Source organism: Salinibacter sp. (genome assembly GCF_042218895.1).
Classification (GTDB): domain Bacteria; phylum Bacteroidota; class Rhodothermia; order Rhodothermales; family Salinibacteraceae; genus Salinibacter.
This window is the reverse complement of record NZ_JBDGQQ010000028.1, coordinates 57,690-80,048: the sequence shown is the minus strand read 5'-3', so window position 1 is coordinate 80,048 and position 22,359 is coordinate 57,690. Positions and strand designations below refer to the sequence as shown.

At 62.7% G+C, this 22,359-nt stretch carries 17 protein-coding genes; 6 read left to right on the top strand and 11 right to left on the bottom strand.

Annotated elements, in window-relative coordinates; genetic code table 11:
- Positions 1-21: 21 nt before the first annotated feature.
- From ABEL04_RS03040 to ABEL04_RS03010, 7 genes are all read right to left on the bottom strand, one after another.
- The gene (locus tag ABEL04_RS03040; protein WP_375800908.1) at positions 22-2,430 is read right to left on the bottom strand and encodes a fibronectin type III domain-containing protein; all 2,409 of its coding nucleotides are present in this window, start codon (positions 2,428-2,430) and stop codon (positions 22-24) included.
- Positions 2,431-2,463: 33 nt separating this feature from the next.
- Positions 2,464-2,973 carry a 5-(carboxyamino)imidazole ribonucleotide mutase gene (purE, locus tag ABEL04_RS03035; RefSeq protein ID WP_375800907.1) on the bottom strand — a complete coding sequence of 170 codons (510 nt, stop codon included), beginning with the start codon at positions 2,971-2,973 and terminating at the stop codon, positions 2,464-2,466.
- A gap of 53 nt (positions 2,974-3,026) precedes the next feature.
- Positions 3,027-4,166 (bottom strand): 5-(carboxyamino)imidazole ribonucleotide synthase, encoded by a 1,140-nt coding sequence (locus ABEL04_RS03030; protein WP_375800906.1) that lies wholly within the window; start codon positions 4,164-4,166, stop codon positions 3,027-3,029.
- Positions 4,167-4,242: 76 nt separating this feature from the next.
- On the bottom strand, positions 4,243-6,900 hold the full coding sequence (locus tag ABEL04_RS03025; protein ID WP_375800905.1) for a DNA translocase FtsK 4TM domain-containing protein: 2,658 nt from the start codon (positions 6,898-6,900) through the stop codon (positions 4,243-4,245).
- A 416-nt stretch (positions 6,901-7,316) separates the two neighbouring features.
- The gene (locus ABEL04_RS03020) at positions 7,317-8,057 is read right to left on the bottom strand and encodes a 2-phosphosulfolactate phosphatase (RefSeq protein ID WP_375800904.1); all 741 of its coding nucleotides are present in this window, start codon (positions 8,055-8,057) and stop codon (positions 7,317-7,319) included.
- A 59-nt stretch (positions 8,058-8,116) separates the two neighbouring features.
- Positions 8,117-9,238 (bottom strand): glycine cleavage system aminomethyltransferase GcvT, encoded by a 1,122-nt coding sequence (gcvT, locus tag ABEL04_RS03015; protein WP_375800903.1) that lies wholly within the window; start codon positions 9,236-9,238, stop codon positions 8,117-8,119.
- A 134-nt stretch (positions 9,239-9,372) separates the two neighbouring features.
- Positions 9,373-10,485: a prephenate dehydrogenase/arogenate dehydrogenase family protein gene (locus tag ABEL04_RS03010; protein ID WP_375800902.1), complete on the bottom strand. Its 1,113-nt coding sequence runs from the start codon at positions 10,483-10,485 to the stop codon at positions 9,373-9,375.
- A gap of 556 nt (positions 10,486-11,041) precedes the next feature.
- On the opposite strand from ABEL04_RS03010, the gene ABEL04_RS03005 reads away from it, so the two are divergent.
- Positions 11,042-11,191: a hypothetical protein gene (locus tag ABEL04_RS03005; protein WP_375800901.1), complete on the top strand. Its 150-nt coding sequence runs from the start codon at positions 11,042-11,044 to the stop codon at positions 11,189-11,191.
- Between the two features lie 8 nt (positions 11,192-11,199).
- Here the strand turns inward: ABEL04_RS03005 and ABEL04_RS03000 are convergent, their stop codons facing one another.
- The 3 genes from ABEL04_RS03000 to ABEL04_RS02990 form a co-directional block, all read right to left on the bottom strand.
- Positions 11,200-11,445, bottom strand: a complete 246-nt coding sequence (locus ABEL04_RS03000; protein ID WP_375800900.1) for a hypothetical protein — start codon at positions 11,443-11,445, stop codon at positions 11,200-11,202.
- A 148-nt stretch (positions 11,446-11,593) separates the two neighbouring features.
- A complete protein-coding gene (locus ABEL04_RS02995; RefSeq protein WP_375800899.1) occupies positions 11,594-13,135 on the bottom strand; it encodes a trypsin-like peptidase domain-containing protein in 1,542 nt (513 codons plus the stop codon).
- 202 nt (positions 13,136-13,337) lie between these two features.
- Positions 13,338-14,741, bottom strand: a complete 1,404-nt coding sequence (locus tag ABEL04_RS02990) for a class II fumarate hydratase (RefSeq protein ID WP_375800898.1) — start codon at positions 14,739-14,741, stop codon at positions 13,338-13,340.
- A gap of 266 nt (positions 14,742-15,007) precedes the next feature.
- Between ABEL04_RS02990 and ABEL04_RS02985 the strand changes: the two genes are divergently transcribed.
- From ABEL04_RS02985 to ABEL04_RS02970, 4 genes are all read left to right on the top strand, one after another.
- Positions 15,008-17,476: a tetratricopeptide repeat protein gene (locus ABEL04_RS02985; RefSeq protein ID WP_375800897.1), complete on the top strand. Its 2,469-nt coding sequence runs from the start codon at positions 15,008-15,010 to the stop codon at positions 17,474-17,476.
- A gap of 220 nt (positions 17,477-17,696) precedes the next feature.
- Positions 17,697-18,575 carry a pantoate--beta-alanine ligase gene (gene panC / locus ABEL04_RS02980; protein WP_375800896.1) on the top strand — a complete coding sequence of 293 codons (879 nt, stop codon included), beginning with the start codon at positions 17,697-17,699 and terminating at the stop codon, positions 18,573-18,575.
- Positions 18,576-18,624: 49 nt separating this feature from the next.
- Complete coding sequence (gene panD, locus ABEL04_RS02975; protein WP_375800895.1) at positions 18,625-19,050, top strand: aspartate 1-decarboxylase; 426 nt, start codon at positions 18,625-18,627, stop codon at positions 19,048-19,050.
- A 367-nt stretch (positions 19,051-19,417) separates the two neighbouring features.
- Complete coding sequence (locus ABEL04_RS02970; protein ID WP_375800894.1) at positions 19,418-20,272, top strand: 3-hydroxybutyryl-CoA dehydrogenase; 855 nt, start codon at positions 19,418-19,420, stop codon at positions 20,270-20,272.
- Between the two features lie 133 nt (positions 20,273-20,405).
- On the opposite strand, the gene ABEL04_RS02965 is transcribed toward ABEL04_RS02970, so the two are convergent.
- Positions 20,406-21,368, bottom strand: coding sequence for a PhoH family protein (locus ABEL04_RS02965; RefSeq protein WP_375800893.1), 963 nt, complete (start codon positions 21,366-21,368; stop codon positions 20,406-20,408).
- 128 nt (positions 21,369-21,496) lie between these two features.
- Here ABEL04_RS02965 and dapF point away from each other — a divergent pair, with 128 nt between their 5' ends.
- Entirely contained in the window at positions 21,497-22,342 is an 846-nt protein-coding gene (dapF, locus tag ABEL04_RS02960) for a diaminopimelate epimerase (protein WP_375800892.1), read from the top strand.
- Positions 22,343-22,359 lie beyond the last annotated feature (17 nt).

The following is a 22,359-nucleotide window of genomic DNA, read 5'->3' as shown; positions in this document are numbered from 1 at the left end:
GCCAGCCGAGGGCGACTCGAGTCACTTTACCACGACGATCTTCCGGGTGGTGACGAAGTCTTCCCCCCGGAACCGCAGGAAGTACGGGCCGCTAGAGAGAGAACTCGTCTGAATCTGAACCACCCGCTCGAACCCCTCTCGCACTCGCTCGTCGAGGAGAACCCGCAAGCGTCGCCCCAACACGTCGTACAAAGCAACCCGGACGTCCTGGGACTCGTTGAGAACGAACTGGGTCTCCGACATCGACCCTCCCACGCCCGCCGCCACGCCGCCCTTCTCAATCTCGATGTCCTTCGCAAGAACGGCCTTGCGCTCCGGCGCGACGAGCGAGGACCGATTGCCTGCATTGTCCTCCGCCACGATGGCGAAGTAATACGTTTGGCCCTGCTGGAGCCGGTCGGAGTCTTCGATAGAGACGGTTCGCTGTTGTCCCGCTGGGATGGAGTTTGATCGGACGACCTGCTGGGCTGCCTGAGTGTCGGCGGCCGTCTGGATCGGATTGGTGTCGTACCAGACATGATACCTGGACGCCGAGCCTTGCTTCCCATCATCTCCGGTGGCCGTCCAGCTCAGGGTCACGGCTGGCGCAGACGTGTTGATGTTCGTAAGTTGAGCGTCGGAAACGGGTGCGGGGGGCACTTGGTCGGGAAGAAACGTTCCCGACGGCGTGGTGCCCATCGACGAAGTGTTATTGGCGTCGTCGGTCGCCTTGATTGCGAAATAGTATGTGCTGTCAGGGGTGAGCCCTTCCACGGCGTGACGCTCGCTCGTTCCGGCTGGGCTTGGAGAGGGCGGGTTGGAGACCGAGCTGGCAGCTCGGAAGTTCTTCGACGTGATGCGCGACGTTGAGTACCGGATATCGTACTCGGCGGCGGTCCCCTGATCGCCGTCATCGCCCGGGGCGGTCCATTGGAGCGTCATCGACGTCACCTCGACGCTGTCGACCGTCAGGTCGTCGACGGTGGCAGGAGGGGTCTGGTCGTCGCCGCCACCTTGAGGACGACCGGCAAGGGTGGTTGTGCCTGTGTTTTTCGGATCCAGGACGTCCGCCAGGGTTTGGCTTTGGTAGTCGCCGTTTTCAAAGCCTGGGGCAAGTCGCCCGTACCAGTCGGGCTCGTTGTTGTCCTCCGCATCGCCGTCGTTCCCGCAGCCCGCAAATCCCCCCGAGAGAACCCCGACAATCTTCTGGTTGTCCCCATAGAGCGGGGCGCCGGAGGAGCCTCCTTCAGTCGTTCCCACCTCCCAGTCGCCGATCCGAAGGTGGGTGTCGCCGCCTTCAGAGCTGCCGTACGCCGTGATGTCGGAGGGATCTTCGTCGAAGCTAATCCGCTTTCCGTGACCGGAGGGGTGATGAATCGTGACACTCCTCGTCGTGGCCGTGCCTGCCCGGCTCCATCCGCTGAAGTAGAGGTCGTAGCTGTCCGGAATCTTGTCGTCGACCTCGACGAGGGAAAGATCGGGCTTTCCTGTGATGGATCCGTCGCTGTGCGTGTCTCCGTAGCGGGCCCGGAGCACAGCACCGGAAGAGGTTTGGTCGGCCCGGGAATCGTCCGTGACACGGCCGTTTTGAGGGGTGCCTGGGGTTCGACAGGTCGGGTTCTGATAGTTCCAGTAGAACACCATGGTCGAGGCCACCTCCGGGGAGGACACGCAGTGCTCGGCGGTCAGGAAGTATGGGGTGTTGTCCTGTGCGGTATTGTTCACCAGGGCCCCCGTGCAGACGTACGCCCGCCCGCCCTGCTCGAAGGAATATCGCCCGACAGAGCGGACCTGCTTGCGCCAGGGATCGGCTTCCTCGCAGGCCACGTCCAAGTTGCACGCGCCGGACTTTGAGAGGTCGTCCCGATTGGGAGACGGGTTGAGGGAGCGAAAGCCGTGCACGACGCGCCCGATCTCGAGGTCCACGGCCGAGCGCTGGCCCTCGGGGACTCGCATCTCAAAAATCAGCTCGTCCCCCCGTACAATGGGCGTCCAGTGCTGGCCCGCAGTCGCGTCGGCTGCGGTGTAGGGGCCTCGGACGTTGGCATCGCCGGGCCCATGCAGGTAGACAGCGGCCCCCTCCGGCAGCTGAAAGCGGGTAAACCCGACGCTCAGGGACACGCTTCCTTCGGATCGAAGACGAAGCCGCCAGAGCCAGTCGCCCGAGGGAAGCTGCTCCCAGACGCCGTGCTGATCGGGGGTCAGGGTCGTCTCGAGGACGGTGCCGTAGCGGTAGGGGCCAATTCGCTCCTCCCCGTCGGCAGCGTTTTCACGAAGCGCGTCGGTGTCTACCGAGGGCATGTGCTGGGTCGGAACCGACGCGGCACTGCGAACCGAAGAGTGGGTCTCCGACGGGAGAACGGTCTGCTGCTGACCCCAGGCCGGAGAGAGAACGGCGAGGGCGAGAAGAACGCCCGCCAGGGCGCCAGCGATGCGGAGGGAGGAAATCATTGTGGAGGAAAAAGTGAGAAGATCATACGACAGCTACTCCATACTAGAGCGCTCCCGAACGCGTTCATCCATTTCTTCCACCTTGCCGACGAGGCCGTCCTTGTACGCCGTCATTTTCTCCCGGAGCGCCGCGTCCCCGGTCCCCAGGATCTGAAGGGCGAGAAGGGCCGCGTTGTCGGCGGCGTTGATAGCCACAGTGCCCACCGGCACGCCGCCCGGCATCTGGACAATGGAGAGAAGTGAATCCACCCCATTCATAGTACTGGTCTTGACAGGGACCCCAATCACAGGCAGAGGGGTGCTGGCGGCAATCATGCCCGGCAAGTGGGCTGCGCCCCCTGCCCCGGCGATGAGGACCTGCACACCGCGTTCGTGGGCGGTCTCTGCGTACTCCTTCATGACGCCTGGGGTGCGGTGCGCCGAGAGCACACGCATTTCGTACTCGACGTCAAACTCGTCGAGCACCTCCGCCGCGTTTTCCATGACGGGAAGATCGGAGTCGCTTCCCATGGCAATCCCAACAGGAGGCACGGAAGAGGACATGGGCACGGATGGGGGTCAATAAAACGAGTAACGAGGGGGAACCGTCTAGGCAGCTAAAGGTCGATGGCACTCGCGGCCATTTCGGCCTGCTTGCGGACTTCCTCCCGATCATCCCCGACCGCAGTTACGTGCCCCATTTTGCGGCCGGGACGGACGTCCGGCTTGCCGTAGATGTGGGGCGCGACGCCGTCCACGGCGAGGGCCTGACGAAGGCCATCGGTGCGCGGGGGCGTTCCGTCGCGGCGCCCGAGCACGTTCACCATGACGGCCACAGGCGCACGGAGCGCCGGGGAGCCGAGGGGCCAGTCCAGGATGGCGCGAATGTGATTTTCGAACTGGGACGTCTGGCTTCCTTCGATCGAGTAGTGACCGGTGTTGTGGGGCCGAGGAGCGAGTTCATTAACGAGAACCCGACCATCGGGCATTTCAAACAGCTCTACGGCAATCAGCCCCACGCCGTTCACGGCCTCCACGGCGTCGCGGGCGGTGCTGCGGGCGTTCTGGGCAATCGTGTCGTCGATGTCCGCCGGCACCTCGACGGCGTGGCAGCGGTGGTCGCGCTGCTCGGTATACGCCACCGGGTACACCACCTGCTCCCCGTTCGGGCGTCGGGCCACCTGAACCGCTAGCTCGCGGGAAAACTCAGCGAAGGTCTCGACCATCAGCCCATCCTCCGCCGCAAGCTCGGGCCAGGCCTCCCGGAGCTCGTCGGAGGAGTGGACAGTGGCATTGCCGTACCCGTCGTACGCCCCGCGGTACTGCTTAAGCACCACGGGATAGCCGAAGTCCGCCGCCGTGTCGAGGGCCGACTCCACCGTCTCGCACCGGGCAAACTCGGGTACGGGACAGCCTGCCTCACGCAGGTGCTGCTTCTGAACGCCCTTGTCCTTGATGAGGGAAAGGGTTTGCGGGGAGGGCCAGAGGACTGTATCTACCGGCAAAATCTCAGCGGCCTCCGCGGCGGGGGCCCATTCGCTTTCGACGGTCACCACGTCGCACGGCGACACGAAAGAGCGGAGCACGTCCGGATCGGTCCAGTCGCCCGACTGCGCCCCCGAATACGGCTGCATCGGACCGGCATCTTTGGGGGACAGAAGACGCGTCTCGATGCCCAGACGCACCGCTTCGGCCGCCATCATCTTGCCCAGCTGACCGCCGCCGAGGATGCCGATGGTAGGGAAGGTGGAGTCCATACGACTCGGTGTGGCATCGTGAAAGTGAAGTCTCGGTCGGTGCGACGGAGATGCACGCTGCAGGGGGCGCAGGGCCCTACGCATCGTCCGGACTGGGGTCTGGCGCTTCAGATTCTTCTTCCCCGTGCAGTAGCGCATCGAGCTCCTCTTCGTCGTCCACGAGGACCTCTCGGGCCTTGGTGCCATTGAAGGGGCCGACAATCCCGGCCTCCTCAAGCTGGTCCACAATGCGGGCTGCCCGCGTGTACCCAACGGCGAGCTTGCGCTGGAGGAGGGATACGGAGCCCTGCTGACGGCGGACGATGACGCGGGCGGCCTCTTCGAATTTGTCGTCGGTACCCTCCACGCCCAGCGTCTTGTCCGGCCCGTGACCGGCGTCGTCGAGCGAGGGAAGCGTGTACGGCGTGACGCCGGGCTGGTCGGCGACATGCTCAACAATCCGCTCGACCTCCGTGACGCTCACGAACGGGCCCTGCAGGCGTCGAAGGTCACTCCCGCTCAGAAACAGCAGGTCACCGTTGCCGACGAGTCCCTCTGCCCCTCCCTGATCCAGAATCGTCCGCGAATCGGCCTGCGAGGCCACCTCGTAGGCGACCCGGGAAGAGAAATTAGCCTTGATAAGACCCGTGATGACGTCGACCGACGGTCGCTGAGTTGCGAGCACTAGGTGGATGCCCACGGCCCGCGCCATCTGGGCAAGCCGGGAGATGGGCCCTTCGACCTCATCGCCGCCCGCCATCATGAGGTCGGCCAGCTCGTCCACCACCACGACCAGGTACGGCATGTGACGGTGCCCACCGCTCGGGTCCAGTTCGCCGGCCTTGTACGCCTCGTTGTATCCCTGGATGTTTCGGACCCCCGCCTCCGAGAGCAGGTCGTAGCGCGTCTCCATCTCGCGCTCGACGCTCTTCAGGACCCCGGAGGCCTTCTCGACGTCCGTAATGACCGTCTCGTCGACATCTTCCGGAACCGCCACGAACTGCGTGTCGAGGGGCGTGTACTGCTGCAGCTCAATCTTCTTCGGGTCGATGATCACGAACCGGAGGTTGGCCGGGTGGCACGCGTAGATGAGTCCTGTGATGTACGCGTTGAGCCCAACTGACTTCCCGGAGCCGGTGGCCCCTGCGATGAGGAGGTGGGGCATTTCCGTGAGGTCGTCGAGGAAAACTTCTCCCTCAATCGTCTTGCCGAGCGGAAGGGGAAGCGTCATGTCCGCCTCCTGGAACTTGGTGGTCCCGATGACCTCGCGGAGGCGAACGAGTTCTCGATTTCGATTCGGAATTTCGACCCCGACGGCGGACTTGCCCGGAATTGGGGCGATAATGCGAATGCCAGACGCCGCCATCGCCATCGCCAGGTCGTCCTCCAGCGACTTGATGCGGCTGATCTTGATGCCCGGGGCCGGAGTCAGTTCGTACCGAGTCACCGTGGGCCCGACGACAGCGTTGATATCGTCAATCTCAATGTTGTAGGTGTCGAGCTTGTCGAGGAGAATGCGCTTGTTCTCCTCAAGCTCCTCGCGGTTGATCGCGGGATCATCGGCGGCCTCATCGAGAAGACCGAGGGGGGGCGGATCGTATTCAAAATCCTCTGGGGTCTCCACGGGCCGTTCGATCTCGTCGGTCGTCTCCTCCTCGACCTGCTTCTGGATCGTCATTGAGACCTCCTCTCCCTCCTCGAGCGCCTCCGGCTGTGGGGACGAGGAGGTCTCGGAATCTTCCTCGGGACCGTCTGCCTCGGCCTCGGAGGAGGGCTCAGGGTCTTCGAGGGCATCGGTCGAGGAGGGGGGGCTCGCTGCGTCGCTGAGGCGAGCATCCGGGTCCGCCTCATCGGAGGGCGTGCCGGACGACTCGCCGGCCGGGGACGAGTGCTGTTCGGTCGACCCCTCGGTGTCGGAGCGGAAGAGGTCGTTCCGGCGCAGGGGACGGCTGCTCTCGGGAGCATCTGGAACCTGCAGGGTTACAGGCGAGGACGGGGGCAACTGCTCCTCTTCGTCCGGCGCGGGGTCCTGTTGGGAAGAGGAGGAGGACGACGAGGGGGATGGTGAATCGTGACCGCGGGGCGGAGGAGACTCGTTGTTTTCTGCGTCCGCCCGGCTGCGAGCCTGTACCCATTGATGTTTGGCGTACGTCCAGCCCGAACCTAGCGCGCTGGCGAGGCGTTGCGGGCCCTCCACGATTCGGTCGACGGTGCGCTGAATATCGTGGTCCACCGCAACCAGGAGCAACACCGCGGCGGTGAGGAACAGAAGAATGAACGACCCCACCATTCCGAAGGCGTACTGCATCCATCCGGCGACGCCCACGCCCACCGCGCCGGCCCACGCCCTCATCGTGGTGTCGAGGGCATGGTCGAACCAGCCCATGAAGCAGGCGAAGACAAAGACCGAGAGAAGCGTCAGGAGGGAGGGGTAGAGGAGCCGCCGGACGGGCTGGTGCCGAAAAATAGAATAGCCCCAAACCATGACGAGGCTGCTCCACGCCAGGATGCCGTACCCGAGAAACCCCGGAACGAGCAGTTGGGCAATCTGCGCCCCGATTGGCCCGAGGAGATTCTGGATGGAAGACTCGGCCTGCACCTCTCCCGGGTTCACCAACGCAGTGCTCAGGGACATCGTGGAGGCGTCCCCGGCATGGTAGGTGAGGAAGGCCAGGGATAGAAGCAGGCCCAGCACCATGAGGATCAGTCCCAGGACTTCCGCCTTGCGCCGCGGGGGTAGAAGGGAATTAGGCACATCCTCGCTCGCTTTGTGATTGGAGCCCGACGCAGCCATGGCGGAGGACGAAAACGAAAGGACGTGCAGGACGAAGGATGGGTGGTAAGCTCATGAACATGTGCGTCCCATGTCACAATAGCGTACCTACATGCGTAAGGTGGCCCGGAAGTTGCAAAGATGCAATGGGGGCACGCAACCACATCCCGGCGACGGTGATCTATTCACACCGTTCGATCCGGCCCAGAATGGATCCCCACGCGCCCTGACCGAAAGGAAAAAGGTATTTTTCGGAGGCTCTTACGCCTCCGTGCGTCCGTCTTTTGTCGGCATCCCCTACGGTCGAGGGCGGCTGAACCTCCTTCGCTCCCCCGGCTTTCCACATACGGTCGTCCTAGGCACCGGGATGTGCCCTGAAAGCCCTCTGGGCGGCCCAGCTAGCCGGTGGCTGGCACATCGTCGTAGAGCAGGAGCCGGTTTTCGGTGTAGTAGGGGAGCACCGGCAGGGTATCGACCTGGAAACAGTAGGCGAGGTCATCTTCGTAGCCCTGCTCGGCGAGCCACTGGGCGTGATTGGCCTGCCGCAGGGCACGGCTCATATTCTCGCTGTCGGTGTGGTAGAGCGTAAATGCCGTGTGAGCTGAATCGGTCACGGAGTTCGGCTCGGTACCGTCCCAGAGCCGGTCCAGGAGGAGGCCGGCGCAGAGGGTGTCCTCCAAGGCGAGACGATTCTGCTGACCGGCGCACACGATGGTCACCGCATCGGCCTCCCGCCCGAGGAAGTCGACCACCTTTCCGGCATTGAGGAAGCACGCCGCTACGAGGACCTCCGCGCCCTTTGCTTGTTCCAGCGCCCGCGTTCCGTTGGTGGTGTTGAGGATAATGTCGCGGTCCTCTACAACCTCGCGCGTGTACTCTTCAGGGGAGTTGCCGAGGTGGTAGCCGTCGATCTTTTCGCCGTTTCGTTCTCCGCCGAGACGGCACATGTCCGGGTCCAAATTGCTGGCGATCTTGCCTGCCTGCTCCATGTCAAGGACCGGCATGACGGCCCGAGCCCCCCGGTGCAGCGCCGTGGCGATCGTCGAGCAGGCCCGTAAGACATCGATCACGACCACGGTCCGGTCCTGCACGTCGTCGTCCGAAATGCTGGAGTAGGTCAGAAAGACTTCAACGTCCATCGAACTGGTGCAGTCAAGGGGGAGGCGAGACAGTTTGGGGGAAGGTCGGTCCGCATGCGTCAGTCAGTGTGGAACGGGGGCTCAGCGACTCGAACTTCAAAGGAACGGCGCTGACTGGACACCTGGAGGTGAGTGCCTTCGTCTGTGTATTCGGGATTGTTGGGAACGTACCCAAGCCCGATTCCTGTGTCAAGAACGGGAGACTGCGTGCCGCTCGTTACAGTTCCAACGACGTCCCCGCTGTCGGATTTGATGATGTTGTTGTGGCGGGGAATGCCGCGCTCGGTGGCGACGAAGCCGATGAGCTGGCGCTCGGGGCCGCGCTCATGAATCTCTTGGAGCGCCGCACGCCCAATGAACTCCCCTTTGTCGAGTTTCACCAGCCACCCGAGGCCCGCCTCGTACGGGTTCGTCTCTTCGGTAATGTCGTTGCCGTGGAGACAGAGGCCCGCCTCAAGCCGGAGGGTGTCGCGTGCCCCCAGTCCGGCAGGCTTCAGCCCCCGATCGTGCCCAGCTTCCAGAAGGGCATTCCAGACGTGCTCGGCGGCCTCTGCGGGCACGTACAGCTCCAGGCCAGGCTCGCCTGTGTAGCCCGTCCGCGAAATGAGAGCTTGGTCGCATTCGAGGAACGTCCCACCGTCCCGCTCCCAGAAGTGATAAAATTTGAGGTCGTCGAGATCCTGGTCGAGGAACGGTTGCGCGATCCCGAGCGCCTCCGGCCCCTGGAGGGCAATCAGCGCCGTTTCGTCGGAGATGTCGTGGAGGGTCGCATCCATGGAATTGTGGGACCTCATCCAGTTGAGGTCCCGCTCGGTATTGGCTGCGTTGAGGACCATCATGAAATGGTCCTCGGCCCGGCGGTAGACGATGCCATCGTCGATGATTCCACCCTCGGGGGTGCACATCACCGTGTACATGGCCCGTCCGTCGTACAGGTTCGAGGCGTCGTTCGTGACGATGTGCTGGACAAAGTCCAGCGCCCCGTCCCCTTGAATGAGGACTTCCCCCATGTGGCTCACGTCGAACAGGCCCGCGTCATTCCGGACGGCCATGTGCTCCTCGATGATGCTGGTGTACTGCACGGGCATCTCGAAGCCCCCGAACGCCATCATCCGGGCATCGAGCTCGTTGTGGACGCCGTGGAGGGGGGTCGTGTCGAGGGACGTTGCTGTGTCGGCCATGGGACGAGACGCCGGAGGTCAGAGGCAAGAAAGACGGGAGGGAATTTGGGACTGGTTCACCCCAAGAACATGTACCACACTCATGATACCCGAGAAAACGCGTACAAATCAACGAAGGGACGGTGATTTTACTCCTACGGTCTCCAGGCGTCGTAGCCTGCTGTTTCGAGGAGCGAGATGGCCTCCTCGGCTATCGTCCCATCGTCGAACGCAAGGCGGAACGTGCCCCCGGTTCCCTCTCGGACCTTCTGGAGCTCGATGTCCTTGATGTTGATGTCGGCCTCCGCCAGGCAGCCCGTCAGGTCGTGGAGCACGCCGGGCTCGTCGGACGCGCGGACGTACACGTCGGAGAGGGCGTGGAGAAAGCCCTTGTTGTCCCGGGGGATGGAGGCCCGGGCCGTCTGGGCCTCCTCGAAGGTGTCTGCGAGGGCGTCCATGTCGCCCTCGATGAGGCGGTTTCGGAGCTCTCGGAGGAGGCGACGAAAGCGGCTCAGCGCGTCATGGATCGCGCCCTCGTTCCCGACCAGTACGTCTCGCCACATCTCGAAAGGCGAGTCGGCGATGCGGGTCATGTCCCGAAATCCACCGCCCGCCAGCTGAAGGGCGAGGTCGCGGTCCTCCTCGTCTTCGGTAGAGGCAACGAGGTTTGCCAGGGCGACGGCGAGAAGCTGAGGAACGTGGCTGATCGCCGCGACGAGTTCATCGTGGCGCTCGGCCTCCAGGAGGAAAGGGCGGGCCCCGGTGTCGTCCACCAGGTCCACGAGGGGAGAAAGGGGGCCATCTAGCACGTCCTCCGAGACCGCGTCCGGAAGCGACAGCACGTAGATCGCATTTTCGAAGAGGAGAGGATCGGCGTGGTCGATGCCACTCTGCTCAGAGCCCGCCATGGGGTGTCCCCCAAGAAACGACACGTGCTCCGGTAGCACATCCTGAGCCTGGTCGAGCACCGGTTGTTTAATGGAGGCCACGTCTGTGACCAAGGATCCCTCGGGGAGGGAGTCGGCAATCGTGTCGAGGAGGCCGAGCGTCGCGGCGGGCGGCGCGGCCAGCACCACGAGGTCGGCATCCTCGACGGCAGTTGTGGGGGCGGCCGCCTTCGCGTCGATTGCTCCCCGGTTCTCGGCCCGCTCCAGCACCTCGGGCCGATCGTACCCCACGATCGTGAGGTCGGGGCGACGGTCTGCCCACACCAGCCCCAGCGACCCTCCAATGAGCCCAGTTCCAAGAATTGCGACCCGGTCAATCATTCGTGTAGTCTCAAGTACGAGGGAAGAGTTGGACAGGGACCGTCTCGCTTGGCGCCCCGGAATCCTGTCAAGCAGAGAAGGCGTGCACGACGGACGCAAGAAAGTGTTCGCCGAGGACACTGAATCGGGGCGAGTCTCCCGATGCGACGGTGCAGCAGGGGGATCTGGGAAGGGGGCGGAACTGTGGTCGGGTCATGGTAGTCGTCCCGCCCGCGGAGGAGTTCGACGGGGCCGTCCACGAGAAAGAGCCGAAGGAAGCGCTTTGTCATCGAGGGACAATCGCATATCTTCCAGCCCCGTGGTAGACTTGCAAATCCCTGGCAATGTCGAGTCGATCGTTCGATCGGGGACTGTTCATCAGTCCGTACTCACACCGCGTTCCGAGACCACGACATGATCGACAAAGTAAAGAAGCAGTCGCGCAAAGGTCACGTTTGTCCGCCCCAACGATCACTCCTACGGCGACGAGGGGTCGGTGGTAGGGGCCTTCAGCGAGTGGGGGTCGGGCAAGCACCGATTTGTCCGTCGGAGCACCCAGACCTACAGCACCAATGTGATGGTGCAACACAACAATGTGACGCTACCAGAGGACGAGTGGTATGCCGTCCGTTACTACAGCGTGGAGGAGGGAGGGACCAACGATGACGATGCCGATGACTTTGAGCCGAACGAGTTCGGCACCACGAACTGTATCGTCCAGACCTGAGACGAATTCTATTGGTCCTGAAGGGCGGCGGCAATCTCCTCGACGCCGACGGACGGGTTGAAACTGTCTTCCCGCGTGTCATTGAGGAGCACGCACGTGCCACGGGGGGACACCACGAAGCGTTTTCGCCCACCGTCGGCCGGAAACGTGACCCCGACGGCCTCGCCTCGGTCGTGGGCTCGGTCCCGCAGCTCGGTGATGAGATCAGCATCAGGAGGGGCATCGAGGTCGTGCGTGTCAATCTGGTCGTCCATGGGAAACACGTGGGGCTGTTTGGGAGAAGGAGCAGAGGGTTTTGCCGAAGGATTTAGCTTATTCTGGGCGCTAGCGCACGGCACAGGAGAGGCACCCCACCCTCGCGCAGAGAGCGGGGTGCCATTGCGTTCCAGGTTGGAGATACCGCTACCCCTCTGGCTTCCTGAGGCTGGTTTGTGTCATGAAGCCTTCAGGACTCCGAATGACCAGCCGGAAGGCCTGCCCGGGCTCAATCTTCGAATAAGTCTGTCGGAACGCCTCCATGTTGGGAATCTTTTCGCCCGCCATCCGGAGGATAACCTGTTGGGGCTCAAGCCCGGACCCACGGATGAACGGATTGGAGGGATCAACGTCTGTGATGACGACTCCCTTGGCCGCGTCAAGCCCAAGTTGACGGGCGATTTCCGGCGTCACATTCTGCAGGCTGAGGCCGAGCTCTTCCATCAACTGATCGGATGAAGGACCTCCGTCGCTCCTAGAGGCCGTGAGCCCTTCATCGCGAGAGCCCAGCGTGACCGTGAGCTTCTCCTTTTCTCCACTCCGGACACGAAAAACACGCAGTGACACTTCGTCCCCGGGGGACTTCGACGCGATCAAGTTTGCAATCTGGAGCGATTGCTCCAACGGCTGACCGCCCACGTGTGTGATCACGTCCCCGGACTGGAGGCCCGCCTCCTCTGCCGCGGAGCCCTCCGCAACAGTACGGATGATAACGGACCCGTCCGGAAGATTTTCGTTCTTAATGAGGTCACGGGAGGCTGGCTGGTATCTGATGCCCAAGTATGCACGCCGGACATCACCCTGCTCGATAAGCTGAGTCACCACCCGCTTGACCGTGTTCGCAGGAATGGCAAAACCGATTCCCTGATACCCCCCTGTCTGAGACGCAATCGCCGTATTGATGCCCACGAGCTCCCCCTTGAGATTCACCAAGGGACCGCCTGAATTTCCAGGATTGATGGCAGCATCGGTCTGAATGAAGTTGTTGACGCCACGACTCGAAGCGGGATTTCGGGGATTCCGAGGGGCACGAAGTCGACCGAGCGCGCTGACGATGCCGGCGGTGACACTGTTGTTCAGGCGCCGGCTCAGGGGCGAACCGAAGGCTAGGACCCACTGTCCAACGTCTAACTGATCCGAGTCGCCAAAGCTCACCGACGGTAGGCCAGACGCATCAATCCTAAGGACGGCCAAGTCGCTAAACTGATCAGTGCCAACCACTTCCGCGTCGTATTCTGTGCCATCGAGGGTACGTACGCTGAGCTGATCGGCGTCCTGGACTACGTGGTTGTTCGTCACAATGTACCCGTTTGGCCGCACAACTACCCCCGAACCGAGACCCCTTCGAATGTCGGGTTGGGAGGGACCCGGCCTCCCGAAGAACCGCTCAAAAGGGGTGCCTTCGAAGGGGTTTGGCACCTCGCGTTCAACCTTTTTCTGGGACCGGATCTGTACGACCGCAGGATTGACGGATTCTGCCACCTTCGTGAACGCGGTCTGGAGGGCTCCCGGAGAGCTCGTGGTGTCTTGAGCGATCGCCGTCGACCCCTTCAGAACAGCAGCCTCCCCCGAAGTGACAATGGAGTCCCCTGCCCCGAGAAGGCTAGCGCTGGCCGTAGCGAACAGGATGCCGGCGAGGAGCGCCCCGCCGACGAGGGCGGCGACAGAGAGTTTGCCTTTCGTGCTCATGAGAAGTCGGACCGTCGGTTTGTAAGAGAAGAAACGACAACGCGTCAGCGGTGCCCTAAAGCAGAGACGCTGAGCAGTGCTTCGGTATCACACACAACGGACGTCGTCTCCGATTTCGTACCGCCCACAACCGTATCGTTAAGTTTCTCATTCCAGATGGGTCCCGCACGTAGAAGAGAATCGAGGTGGTGGGCCCAGGGGCTTACCCTTCACCTGGAACTCCTGGCTGGGTCATACTACGGACGTCCATGTACGTGTCCAGTTCCTCCTCGCCGAGAAGGTCCATCTCCTTCACGACCTCCCGAACGCTTCTGCGCTCGTCGGACGCCTTCTTGGCTACCTCACTGGCTTTGTCGTAGCCGATGGCCGTATTCAGGGCGGTCGAGAGCGAAGGGTTCAGCTCTAACAGCTCGCGGCAGCGCTCGCGGTCGGCCTCAATGTCCTCCACGCACTTGGTGCGGAAGGCGTCCACGCTGTTGGCGAGGAGGTCGATGCTCTGGAGCATGGCGTGGGCCATGACCGGCATCATCACGTTGAGCTCAAAGTTGCCGTGCGTATTGGCGACGGTGATCGTCTGATGGTTCCCGGTGACCTGCGTCGCGACCATCATCACCTGCTCGCTCTGGACTGGGTTGACCTTACCGGGCATGATGGACGAGCCGGGCTGAATGACCGGAAGGTCGATTTCACCAATCCCGCTGGTCGGCCCGCTAGACAGGAGACGCAGGTCGTTCGCAATCTTGAGGAGCGCCGTGGCCAGCGTGTTCAGGGCCCCGTGGGCGTCTACGTACAGCTCTTTGCCGGCCTGCTGGGCGAAGTGGTTGCTGGTTTCGTAAAAGGACAGGCCCGTGGCGTCGCCGAGGTGCTGGAGGGCAGTTTCGGGGAAGTCGGGGGGGCAATTCAGCCCCGTCCCGGTCGCCGTGCCCCCAAGGGTGACCTCAGAGAGCCGATTCGACGCCTGCTCGATGCGCTGGAGCGCATGCTCGATCTGCGCGGCGTACCCGCCAAACTCCTGCCCGAGCCGCACCGGGGTGGCGTCCATGAGGTGCGTGCGCCCGCTTTTCAGCACGTCGTCGAACGCGTCGGCCTTCGCGGACAAGGCCTCGTGGAGGGCCCGGAGGGCGGGGAGGAGGTCGTGCTCAATGCCCATGCGGGCCGCCACGTGCATCGACGTGGGAATCGTATCGTTGGACGACTGAGACTTGTTGACGTCGTCGTTCGGATGAACGGCCTTGCTCCCGCGCTCGGCCCCCTGCATCTCGGAGGCGCGGTTGGCAATTACTTCGTTGGCGTTCATGTTTGTCGAGGTGCCGCTCCCAGTTTGGAAGATGTCGACGACGAATTCCTCGTCGTGCGCGCCATCGATGACCTCCTGAGCGGCCTGCACGATCGCGTCAGCTGTCTCTTCGCCGAGCAGGTCCAGGTCCCGGTTGGCCTTGGCCGCGGCCTGCTTGACGTGGCCAAGCGCCTCAATGAACCGGCGCGAAAACCGAAGATCGCTGACCGGGAAGTTTTCCTTTGCCCGCTGGGTCTGGGCGCCGTAGAGAGCGTTGACGGGCACGCGCACCTCGCCGAGGGAATCACGTTCGGTTCGGAAGTCGGTCATGGACGAGCAAGAGCTATGGTGGGCGAATTTGCGAGTAGGGTCACAACGTCGTCGATGAGGCGTTAAAGTTCAATGCGGACTCGGTCAGGGGGGCCTTCCTGTAGAGGCTTCTGAGAGCCTCGGAAGTTCCGCCGTGGAAACGTTACAGTTCTGTTCGGCACCGGGAGTATTTGAACAGACCCGCAGGCAATGTGCTTGAACTTGTAGGTTTTGAGGCGACAGCAACGGCCACTCGCAGATCAAAGGTGCACTAATACCGAACGGGCATGTCTGATGATGTATCGTACTCTGGGGCGTATTCTGGCTCTGGCGAGCGTCCTTCTGGAGGGGACGAGCCAGCAGGAGACGCCTTCGAACGGCCGAAGGGGAGCCCGGAACGCACCTTTCTCGGTGAGCTCGTGTATCGTCGCGTCCCGCAGGTCCTGGCTGGATACCTTGGGGTTACCTGGACTCTATTTGAGCTGTCGCAGTGGCTGACTGATCAGTACCTCGTTTCTCCGTACCTGGGGCGGACCCTCCTCCTCGGCCTCCTTCTCCTCCTTCCATCGGTTCTCGTGGTCACCTACCGCCACGGCCGGCCGGGCCCCGACCAGTGGACGGACTCCGAGCTGTGGATCGTCTCCGGCAATATCGCTGCCGCCGTCTTCACTCTGCTCATCGTGTTCGGAGGGGTCGAGCTCGGGTCGATGGTCCGGACCGTGCAAGTATCGGCGGCGGACACCACTGGATCGGAGACCACCGAGAACATCGTCCGCCAGGTCCCAAAGAAGCAGTTTCGACAGCGCCTTGCCCTCTTCTACTTCGATGAAGCAGAGGGGACCCGAGCCGATACGGCCCTGCTCCGTGCCGCTCCCACCGCGCTCCGTGCCGATCTTGAGCAAGACCCGTTCATCAGTGCTTATTCTCCGGTGCGGTTCGACGAGGAACTGCGACAGCGCGGGTATGACGACGGCCTGAACGTTCCACTGGGCCTAAAGCGAGAGGTGGCTCGGGAGGCGAACGCCGACTACGTGCTGTCCGGACGCGTTGGGACGACCCAGGCCGGAACGACCCTCCTGGGAATCTGGCTCCGTGAGACCGAAACTGGTGACCTTGTGGCCAAGCGTCAGTTCGAGGGCGAGGGCCTGTTCGATGTCATCGATCGCGCCAGTACGCAACTTAAGAAAAACCTTGGACTTCCGGATGCTCACCTCGAGAGTGCGACCGACCTGCCGGTGACGCAAGTCTTCACCTCCTCGGTCCCCGCCGCGAAGCACTACGCGCAGGGCTTCCACCTCTCACGCTTCGGTAAAGCCAACCTTCAGAAGTCAGCCCGGAAGTTCGGGCGCGCCACGAACACGGACACCACGTTTGCCCTCGGATACATCGGAGAGGGACGGACCCTTTGGCGACTCGGCGAAGGGGAAAAGGCACGCCGCGCCTTCAGAAGTGCCAAGCGCCACAGCTACCGGTTGTCTGAATCCCGGGCGTACTGGTTGAAAGCATTTCGTCTCTACCGGCTTGAGGGCCGACCGCAGGCGGCCCTGCGGGTGTGTGAGCAGTGGACCTCCCTCCATCCCTATGACCTGGATGGTTGGAAACTGAAAGCGATCCTCCACAGGAGCCTCCTCCAGCACAAACAAGCCCTCGAAAGTTACCGGCGCATACTGGCACTGGCTCCTAAGTCCAAGACTGCGAAAACGGGCGTTATCACAGGGCTTCTTCAGACCGGTCGGTTCAAAAAGGCCCTTCAACGGGCAGAGTCCTTTACGGAAACGTACCCGAAAGACAAGCGTGGTCCCCTGCTGGTAGGCACTATTCGTTGGAGGCTCGGTCGACTGACGCAGGCGGCGAAGGCATTTCGGCAGGCGGAACGCATGGGGGCTCGAAACGCCGAGATCTACCTGGCGATGCTCAGCCAGGCACGAGGGCAGTTCAAGGCGGCTCTCTCCAGGATTCAGGAAGTCTCCAGAAACCCTCAGAGCAGATGGACAGGATATCGTCTTTGGCATCACCATTGGCTCCGTGGACGAATCGAGCGGAGCAAGCATGTACTTGACTCTCTCCGGACAATTGAGTCCTCGGGACCGGAGGTCCGACGCCGCTACTATTTGGCCTCCCGAACGTGCAACTACTACGGGCCGCTCGGGAGCGATAAACTCGTTAACAGAACCATCAAACGCCTCAAGGCCCTCAAACAGAAGGTGTCGTCGAGCATCCCTGGCTACGAGATTATGGCTGAAACCGGGCTGGCACACTGTAAAATCGCGGTGAACAGACTAACTGAGGCCCAGCGGCACCTGAGGCAGGCCATGGCGCTGGTGGAGCGTCCGGGAACGCCCCCGCGCTACCGGCTGTCGCTCGCACTCGACTATGTTCGGGGACGCCTGCGGGAGGCGCAGGGCCGGTACCAGGATGCTGCGACGAGTTACGAACGTTACCTGAAGGACCGTTCCAAACGCCAACCGTTCCTCGGGACGCTTCGACTTCCACGCCTCCGTCTGGCCCGTTCCTATCAGAAGGCCGACCGGCCAGACAAGGCTGAAGAAGCGTACCAGGACGCACTCGCGCTGCACCCGGCTCACCCTCGGCTCAACTACTACTACGCCCGGTTTCTGGTAGACCAGGGCCGGCGCGAGGCCGCCCGGAAGCCCCTGCGGCGGGCCCTGAATGGGTGGATCCCCGCCGACTCAGACTTTCGCCCCAAGCGGCGGGCACTGTCCCTCGCCGACTCGCTCGGGATCCAACCAGCCTGAATCCGCGGTTTGGCTCGGGGCCCGGTCCAATTAAGGAACGGGGGGCGCGGCGGTTGTATGACTCCTCGCCGGAGAGACGCTTCCACTGTGGACCATGCCCCGCCCCCGCTACGACGCCGTTCATCGACGGTGGGGACCCACAGTCGAACCTGTGGATCGTGCTTTCGTAGCTGCGAGCAGAACCCGTCGAAGCCTCGTTGTACGCATTCAGCGTTCGTCTATGGAACTCATTCGCACCGTCGATGCGATGCAGGCCCACGCCGACGCGGCCCGGGCCGAGGAGAAGACGCTTGCCCTCGTACCAACCCTCGGCGCGCTGCACGAAGGACACCTCGCTCTCGTCCGCACGGCCCTAGAGGAAGCCGATCACGTGACGGTCTCGGTCTTCGTCAACCCCACCCAGTTCGGGCCTGAGGAGGACTACGACGACTACCCGCGAGACCTGGAGGGGGACCGCGACACGCTGGAGGCGCTCGACGTGGACGCCATGTTTGCCCCGTCAGTCGAAGAGATGTATCCCTACGTCAACGACGCGGCGCTGCCCGGCCCGCTCGCGTGGGTGTCGGTAGAGCACCTCGACGAGCACCTCTGCGGCGCCTACCGCGAGGGGCACTTCCGGGGCGTCACCACGGTTGTCACGAAGCTCCTCCACGCCTGCAAGCCCGACGTGGCCGTCTTCGGCGAGAAGGACGCCCAGCAGTACGTCATCATCCAGCGCCTCGTCGAAGACCTTCTCTTCGATATTGACATCATCGGGGTGCCCACGGTGCGCGAGCCCGACGGCCTCGCCCGATCGTCCCGCAATGCGTACCTCGACCCCGACGAGCGGGAACAAGCAACGGTGCTCTACGACGCCGTCACTGCCGCCGAGGACGCGATCCGCGGGGGGGAACAGGAGGCCCAAGCGGTTGTTCGAGCGATGGAAAATAAACTCGCTGCCCCTGACGCGGACGTCCAGTACGCTGAAGTGGTAGACGCGAATACCCTCCAGCCCGCCGACCACCTCGCGCCCGGACAGGAGGTTCTGGCCGCCGTGGCCGTCTTTTTCGGCGATACACGACTCATCGACAACACCTTCGTGGAGGTCCCGCGGGCCTAACTCCCGCCCACCGACGGAACGCACTCCCTGCTCAATCCCGCGCTGGTCCATGGACATCACAATGCTCAAGGCGAAGATCCACCGCCTCCAGGTTACGGAGGCCGATCTCTACTACGAGGGCTCTATCACCGTCGACCAGGAGCTCCTCGACACGGCTGGCCTGTTGCCGTACGAGAAGGTGCAAGTGGTGAATGTGAACAATGGAAATCGGCTCGAAACCTACACCATTCCGGGCGAAGCGGGGGAACGCACCGTGTGCCTAAATGGTCCGGCCGCCCGGCTCGCAGAGGCGGGGGACGAAGTCATCGTGATTGCCTACGCTCAACTTACGCCCGAGGAAGCACGTCGGCACCACCCGCGCGTGGTACACGTCGACGAGAACAACGACGTGACGGAGACCCGTATCTTAGACGTGTCCGCGGATGACGACGGCGACCTGGCCCCGGAGGGGATGGAAGACGTGCTCATCGCGTAGCTTTTCCCGCTCGGCTTTCCGAAGTCTCTCATCATTCCGTGCTGCGGGGATTCGAACCGGATCCTTCCTCTCAGCACGGCCGTCGCTCCCCCACGGGCCTTTTTCGCTCACTCCCGCCCCAAATGCGGATTGAGGGTAGCTGGGTTTCGACGAGCTTTGTTGCTGTTATTGCAATTCAAGTCCTCTTGTCGTCGATTCTTGCGCCCCGAGAAAGGCTCCCTTCCGGAGGCGGAGCCGGCGGCAACGTTCTCTGCGCCTCCGCACCAAAATCCCAATTCGAAATTCGTCCCGGACGGTCATCAGAAGTGGTAGCGCTTTGCTATCCTAAACAAACTCGCTGTGTCTTTCACAGTCCCCCTTCTGACCAATGTCCGTACAGAACACCGCCGTCGTGGGGGCCGGCACGATGGGGAACGGCATTGCCCACGTCTTCGCCCTCCACCGGTACGATGTTGTCCTCATTGATCTCGACGAGGCTCTGCTCGAAGATGCTCGTGGTACGATCGAGCGCAACCTCTCGCGGCAGGTCGACAAAGAGGTGATTACCCCCGACGAGAAGGCCGCTGCGCTCGGCCGAATTGCTCTTGCGTCCGACACGGCCAAAGGCGTTCAGTCCGCCGACCTCGTCGTGGAGGCCGTGCCGGAGGAGCAGTCCATCAAGGCCGATGTCTTCAGGACGCTCGACGAGCACACGCCCGGCGAGGCAATCCTTGCCTCCAACACGTCGTCCATCTCCATCACCTGGATTGCCGACCAAACGGAACGCCCCGACCAAGTGGTGGGGATGCACTTCTTTAACCCTGTACCGGTCATGACCCTTGTGGAGGTGGTGCGGGGCCAGCGCACGAGCGATGCTACGTTCGACACCGTGGCCGACGTGGCGGAGGACCTGGAGAAGAACCCCGTGGAGGTTGAGGACTATCCCGGTTTCGTGTCGAATCGCGTCCTCATGCCCATGATCAATGAGGCCATCTTTTGTGTGATGCAGGGCGTGGCCGAACCCGAGGACATCGACACGGTCATGGAGCTCGGCATGAACCACCCGATGGGCCCGCTTACGCTTGCCGATTTCATTGGACTGGACGTGTGCCTCCAAATCTTGGAGGTCCTCCACGACGAGCTCGGCGAAGACAAGTATCGGCCGTGCCCACTCCTCCGCCGCAAGGTGACCGCGGGCCAGCTCGGGCGGAAAACGGGGAAGGGATTCTTTGAGTATGAGTGAGTGTAACTCCACTGGGGGGCAGCTTTCCCTTCTTCACCGCACGCTCCAGTGGGCTTTTGATGCGTGAAGGTGTGATGCGTGAGAGGATGCAGAAACGCGTACGATCATGAATCACGCAGCACGTTCTCACCCCTCATTCGTCGTGCTCCTCGTAGGCGGCAATAATGTCCTGGACCAGACGGTGACGCGCGACGTCCTCGCGCTCGAGGTACACGAAATCGATTCCGTCGATGCCCTTCAGGATGTGCTGCACCTGAATGAGGCCGCTTGCGCTCCGATCCTTGAGGTCGGTCTGCGTGATGTCGCCCGTCACGATGGCCTGACTGTGAGGCCCCAGGCGCGTCAAAAACATCTTCATCTGGCCCGTCGTCGCGTTCTGGGCCTCATCGAGGATCACGAACGACGACTTGAGCGTTCGGCCGCGCATGTATGCTAGCGGGACCACCTCCACGCGATCCTGCTCTAGGGATTCGGCCAGCTCGTCGCGCGGCATCATGTCTTCAAGCGCGTCGTAGAGCGGGCGGAGGTACGGGGCCACCTTTTCGTAAAAGTCCCCGGGCAGAAAGCCGAGCTCCTCGCCCGCCTCGACGGCCGGACGCGACAGGACGATTCGATTCACCTCGTGGTTGTTCAGAGCCGCAACGGCGAGTGCAACCGCGACGTACGTCTTGCCAGTCCCGGCCGGGCCGATGGCAAACACCACGTCGTTGGTCCCGGCGGACTGGACCAGTCGCTCCTGGTTGCGGGAGCGGGGCTTGATCACCTCGCCGTCCGGGGTAAACAGGATGGCCTCACGGCCCGCCGTGTCTCCAGAAGGGGAGGAGGCCGAGGGCTTCTCCGAGTCGAACAGAGCCAGGACGGTATCGACATCTTCCTCCGTCAGGTGGTCGTTTCGGTCAAGCAAAACGACCATCTCGTCGAAGACCTGCTCTACCTTCTGAATGTTCTCTTCGGTCCCCTCCAGATGAATCTCGGTGCCCCGAGCGGTAATGTGCGTTTCCGGGAAGGCGTCTTCGATCTTCCGGAGGTGAGCGTCGTTGAAGCCGAACAGCAGGAGTGGATCGGCACCTTCTATGCTCAGTTTCTTCTCGGGCAACGGTCTATACAGTTTGTGCGTAAAGGAAATGCTCGGCGGCAGTGAACCGCACAACGCCAATCAGTCGTGTACGGGTGGAATGTTCCATCGTGCCGACTTTCGAGGATGGTCACAATTGACTCTCAGTCATGACCCAGCCATCGGTGGTCGAATTTACGAAAATGCAGGGGACCGGAAACGATTTTCTCGTCGTCGACAACCGCTCCCTTCCCTTCTCCCCGGACGACCTGTCTGCGCTCGCCGCCACGTGGTGCCCCCGCCGCTACGGCGTGGGGGCCGATGGCCTTTTGGCCCTGGACGAGCCCACAACCCCGGAGTCCGACTACCGGATGCTTTACATGAACGCCGATGGCTCGCGTGCGACGATGTGCGGGAATGGAGCCCGATGCCTGGCCCAGTTCGCCCGTCAACATGACCTAAGCGGCCCCGAGCTGACCTTCGAAACCGACGCAGGGCGATATCACGCTGCGTTCCAGGATGGAGACGACGAGAGGGTGCGGCTGTTCGTACCCGAGATCGCGGAATTTCGTCTACGGGTGGACCTCGACCAACCCATCCCCGACGCGATTGAGGCCCTGCACTATGCGCACGCAGGAACCGAGCACCTTGTAGCATTCGTGGATAATCCCGGCTCGGTCCCGGTGCGGGACTGGGGCGCTAGCCTCCGCCAGGACCCGAGTTTGAAACCAGCCGGGGCCAACGTGAACTTCGTCCGGGTGGACGAAGACCGGGCTCTGTCCGTCCGCACCTACGAGAAGGGTGTGGAGGACGAGACCCTGTCGTGTGGCACAGGAGTGCTGGCGGCCGCCGTGGCTGCGGAGCGCACCGAACGCGTGGAAGGGCCCCCCGTCATGGTTCATGCGGAAGGAGGGAACCTCCAGGTTGGAACGGCCTCAACGGCGCGGGGCCGAGAACGATACCTCGAGGGCCCGGCCGTCACGGTTTTTCGGGGACGAGTGGACGTGCCCCGGTGAACAGGGAGAGCCTCCCT